Source organism: Thermotalea metallivorans, assembly GCF_001562415.1.
Classification (GTDB): domain Bacteria; phylum Bacillota; class Clostridia; order Peptostreptococcales; family Thermotaleaceae; genus Thermotalea; species Thermotalea metallivorans.
On sequence record NZ_LOEE01000081.1, the window covers coordinates 1 to 5262 of the forward strand.

At 34.2% G+C, this 5262-nt stretch carries 3 protein-coding genes; all 3 read right to left on the reverse strand.

All coding sequences use genetic code 11. From position 1 onward, the window contains the following. Window positions 1-132: 132 nt before the first annotated feature. The 3 genes from AN619_RS14715 to AN619_RS14725 are packed head-to-tail and all read right to left on the reverse strand — an operon-like array spanning window position 133 to window position 5016. Window positions 133-2217: a glycine zipper family protein gene (locus tag AN619_RS14715; protein WP_068558029.1), complete on the reverse strand. Its 2085-nt coding sequence runs from the start codon at window positions 2215-2217 to the stop codon at window positions 133-135. After that, the gene (locus AN619_RS14720) at window positions 2217-4253 is read right to left on the reverse strand and encodes a VirB4 family type IV secretion system protein (RefSeq protein WP_068558030.1); all 2037 of its coding nucleotides are present in this window, start codon (window positions 4251-4253) and stop codon (window positions 2217-2219) included. The genes AN619_RS14715 and AN619_RS14720 overlap by 1 nt, the downstream gene beginning before the upstream one ends. Before the next feature lies 1 nt (window position 4254). Next, entirely contained in the window at window positions 4255-5016 is a 762-nt protein-coding gene (locus tag AN619_RS14725; RefSeq protein ID WP_068558031.1) for a hypothetical protein, read from the reverse strand. Window positions 5017-5262 lie beyond the last annotated feature (246 nt).

The window sequence follows — 5262 nt, forward strand, 5'->3', positions numbered from 1 at the left end:
AGAGTTTCTACTTGAATGCACTTTCTACCCATAGAATGATCCTCCTTTGATTTGGTGTTTTACTTATTATTCCAAAACAAAGAGAGAATTATTAAGAAAGGTTAATTTCTATGGGCGCAAATCTATATAGCCCTAATCAAAACCATTATTTTTATAGGCCCTATCTTTTACATCTGCTTTTAATCTTTGTAATCTTTTTTGCAATTCTGTTGTCATTTGGTTTTCCATGGATTGAAGTTTGAGTCTATTGAATTCTCTTTCTTTTGCTGTTGTAACCATGCTTTGCAACTCGTATTTATTCATAGCTTCTTGGTATTTTTCAGATCCAGATCCTGCCGTATTTCTTAGATGTTCTGCTTGTAATCTAAATGCTTCTAGTTTTTGCTTATGCAAAACATAATCATTTTTTGCTTTAATTAATTGCTCTTGTAAAGTTTGAACATAATCTTGATTTTCAGCAGATGTTTTATAAGTTAAACCTTTTTCAAAAAGGCTAGGATATTTTTCTTCTACTGATGCCATACCATCTTTTTTTGCTTTATAATCTACAAATGTTTTTGATGTAAAACCAATAGCTTTATTTTTTATGCTTCCTAATTCGCCAAAAAATTCTCCCACTTTACCTCCAGTTTCACCACCTAAAGAAGAACCAAGATTTTTACCCATGGCGATCATTTCTTGCACATCATAAAACTGTGTTGGATCATAAAAACCTGCATTTTCCTTAAAAACATTGCCTACACTTGTCTTAAAACTATTACCCTGTTTTCTCTGTTCTATAATCTGTTTTCCTAGCTCCTTTAATCTGCCTGTTTGAGAAATAGATCCTTTTGAAACTTTGTTACCTGCAACTCCACCTACCAAAGCACCCGTCATGGCACCTGCGGATGGGCTTTGTCCTAATGCCCCCGTTAGCATACTTCCTGCTACTGCTGTTGTTGCCATACCTAATCCTGTAAATGTTCCTACGATAGCTTTTTTAGTAAAATTTCCTATTGGCGAATATCCTTGTTGTGATAATGTGGGCTTTGTACCAAAGCCACTTGTCAGATCGGATAGCGTATTATCAAGAACATTATCATTTGTAAAAGCAGAAGCACCGACTGTGCTTCCTGCTATACCTTTGGATTTTCCCATAAAACTACCGACAAGTCTGGCTGTACCTAAAACAGCACCTAAATTAAGCAAATTTCCGGCCATACCCAAAGGAGATTTCGTTGAAAATTGATCTAAGCCCCACAAGCTTCTAATGAGTGTTGCAATACCATTTAAGCTAATTAAACCAGCCATGGCCATGAAAAAATTTGGGTTAAAATGCAGTAACCTTATAAAAAAAGTTAATGTAAAGGCATGGGCCATTTGCAAAAATACATTTGAGAACAATTCATTGATCCATGTGGTCGTTGCCCGTTTGCCTGTTGGGAAAATGCTTACAATTGCTACGATTGGTGTCATAAAAAACAATACGGCCAACATAAGTTTTCTTACGTTATACTGAAAATTTAAAATGCCGATCATGCCTACACCTAAAAAGGCAATAATGGCCAATGCTAAGTTTTGAGATTTTGGTTTCCAAAGCATGTCTAGAAAACTTACTGCTTTATCACTCTCTTTTAACATAGACCATGCTATATCAACACCTAGTTTATTTACCTTAAAAATAAACTCAAAGAAATATGGGCTTAGCCGTAAAATAATAACTGCTAGTATAATGTTTTTGGCAAGAGATTTTCCGTATTCCTGCCCTCCGCTGGAACTTTTTATAAGAAGAATTGTTCCTGCACATACAATAACTGCTGCTAATAAGTATGGTGTAATGCTTTCTAGTATACTTTTCATTTCCTGCAAGGCAATAAACTCATCAGGTAGAAAAACTGTATAAGTTAGTTGTTCGGGCGGTCGCCAACTGGTTGGAACTTTTCCTTCGGTAACTAGCTGGCTTGGCATACGCATATATATCAGTGGAATCAAGTCAAGTAATCCTAACTTTCTTGCAATCCAGTTAGGGATAGACATGATAAGAGAACTTGTAAATTTTTCAGGAAAGTCCACTTCTTCATTAGCTTTTTCTATTTCATCATCTGTCATATTTGGTAACTGGATTGAACTTTTCGGGGCTTTCGGATCCAAAGCAAAAACAGTAAATGTAGGAAGAATAAAAAAAGCTAAAAGAATAAGTATAAATTTTCGTTTATGCAACTTTAAGTATTTTAACATTAAACCTCTCCTTCCTCATTGGGATTTGTGGAGAACAATTCGTATTCATTCGGCATGGGTTTGGTTTTCATCAAAATCATTTCATTTCCTACAATCATAATACATTCCCCGGCTTCAAAGTTAAGCAACTGCAATTTGGCTCCATCTGGTAAATTGAATTTCCCTTCAATTGCTTCAATATCAAGGGCATCTTGTCTAAAGAGAAATTTTGTACTAGCATTTTTCAAAATACCAAATCCTTGTTGTTTTCTAAGGAAAACTTCAAAACCTTGTGTAATAGGATGAATTCCTATATTTCTTCTTCGTGCAATTCTGCACCAGTTTTCTAATACTGTGGCTTCATAATCTTCCTGCATCATATTTTGAGCTTCATCTATAATAATGTCTTTTTTTATTGCCTTAGGCAGCCTTTCATAAGTAGACCAGAGATTAGAACTAGCCACATAAAGTCCGATCGGCTTCATTACATCATCAAGCCCATTTACGCTCATGCCAATCATAATATTATCTTGCAAGTTGACATTAGTCTGACAGTCAAATACCGCTTGAGATTTAATGTTTCCTGCCTTTGTAAATGATTTTACAATCTTTCTTTCTTCCTGTAATTCTGAATATTTTTGTTGGCCTAAAACCTCATACAGAGTTATAAGCTGTGGCATTGGTTTGAATTGCCTATTTAAAGTATATATGCCGGAATCAGTCATATTAGAATCTTCATATATGCTTTCTGGATTATAGGTAATACCACAAACATTATAACAATCCTGAATAGCTTCTTTTAAAAGAATCTGCTTGCTTCCCATCAATGTCTGATTTGTTGCAATTTTAAGCATTTTTGTTACTACTGCAAAAACTGTATTCACTGCGTCATCTATATCGGCATATTTTTGACTATTTCTAGATACAACAACTCTAGGTATTGGAAAAATATTAAGAGAATACAAAGAATCCGTTGTTGAAAATTCAATATAAGGGAAGCCCAATTCTAAAATCCAATCCTTGTTTTCCAATTCGAAATCAATAATCCCTGTCCTTGTTTTGTCCCCTTGGTATGCTTTTCTGCTATTTAAAACTTTGGTTTTCATGGATTTACCGCTGCCAGATACACCAAAGGTTACAGAGTTATAATTTTGCAGTCTAGGATGCCGATCGTTGTAATATACAGGCTTACCATATATATCTTCCCCAATGATAACCCCTGTTGTGTGAGAAATGCTTCCAAAGCCAAAAGGAAACATATCAGCTACATTGCTAGTTTCTGCATTTTTAAAGGTATGCTTAAAATCATGCTTTGTATTATCAAAAGGAGTCATGGCTAACAGGGCAGGGAGTTGTTTAGTATCTGCACTTCTTAAAAATACCCCTTGGTTACTTAGTCTTTTAATCATAGCATTGCTGAATTTTTTTAGTTTTTCTAAGCTATCACTGCTAACGGTTGCTTGTATGCTTACATGATATAGTTGTTCTATGTTTTTTCTTAATCTTTCTTCTTGGCCATGTAATTCTGCAAGCTGATCCCGCAATTGTTTGATTTTAATAGTATCTTTCTCATTTTGCAAATCTGCTTCTAATCCAGCGATTTTTCGAGATAATAAGTATCGGGTTTTACTATCATCAGCCCTTGACACATGAATAGCTACATCACAATCGGCGTCGCCGAATCCTCCTAAGTATAAGTCGTCAAACATACCAAAGTGCGTATTCTCTGCCATCATCTTTCCGAAAAAACTTCGAAAATATCGATTAAATCCGATTGTGGTTCCTACCTCAACCATATAATCATTGAAGTTCCTTTTACCAAAGGGAATTTTATCTTTTTTGTCTACCTCCCGGATGAGGGTAGGTGAAAAAACATCCTTTTCTTTAGCAATATTTGAAAAAATATTAAGGTCTTTGGCCAACTCTGAATCTTTGTTGTCTTTTTCAACATTCTTTTTCTTGTTTTTGAATGAAAACAGTTTTCTATCAGATTTTTCTTTTGTAGGCTTAGCAGGTATTGATTTTTTTTCTTTTTCTGCTTTTTTAATAAATTGCACTCTAATTTACACCTCCTGCTGCTGCTTCTGTTTTTGCAGCATTTATTTCGCTTTCGTTTTCTTCATCTTCGTAAAGAAAGTCATTTTGTAGGTCTATTTCTTCTTTTTTCATGACATCTAAAATAATTTCTTTGGCCAAGAAGAGATCTACTGTTTGACTTACAGGAACGAAATTAAAAACACCGGCTTTATTCATTAGATCAATAGACTGGATTTGTGCTAAATCACGATTAATTGTATTGTTGATATAATCTAGTACCTCTAGCTTATTACAGGGCCTTGCAATTATCCCACACCTTTGCAAACCAGCAATTAAAAGATTTTGAGCATTATCTAATTCGGTAATAGCAAGATTATATAATTCATCATCATTGAGCTTATTGCTTTTTCCTATGTTGCTTGCAACTGCACCAACAAAGGGGTTATCTACATTGAAATTGCTTTCTAAAGCATGATATTCCTCGGCATCAATCTTAAGAATGATAAAATATTTCCGATCTCTTTTTCCCTTTTCTTGGTATTCATTTTGCAAATTATCAATGGTTTGTTTTGCAAAATCATAAAATTTTGGATGTTTCTCTTTTAATTCTTCAATGTATCTTCTTTGTTCTTCGATATGTTCTGAAATATTCATGAGCCTTGTTTGAATAATTTTGCTCCAATCTACATTAATACTATCAATTGTATTTCTGTATTCCTCCCAAACAATAGCTTGTTCATTGACGTTTTTTAACCCTAAGCTGGTAGGAATCACTTCTAACATTTTTCTGTATTTATGATCCCCTAAAATAATTAAACCTTCTGGTGTGATTTTTTTATAATGAAAAATGTCTTGAGTTTTATCCCCTTCTAGAGCTTCTTTGTATTCTTTGTTTTTACCTCCCTTGTAAGATAATTATAGGGTTAGGGTTCAAAAACCCACCCGAATGTTCTTTGACAACTTTAAATTTATTGTTCAGATGAATCAGTGACACCTAGCATTGAAATTTCTAAACATCGTGCTATAATC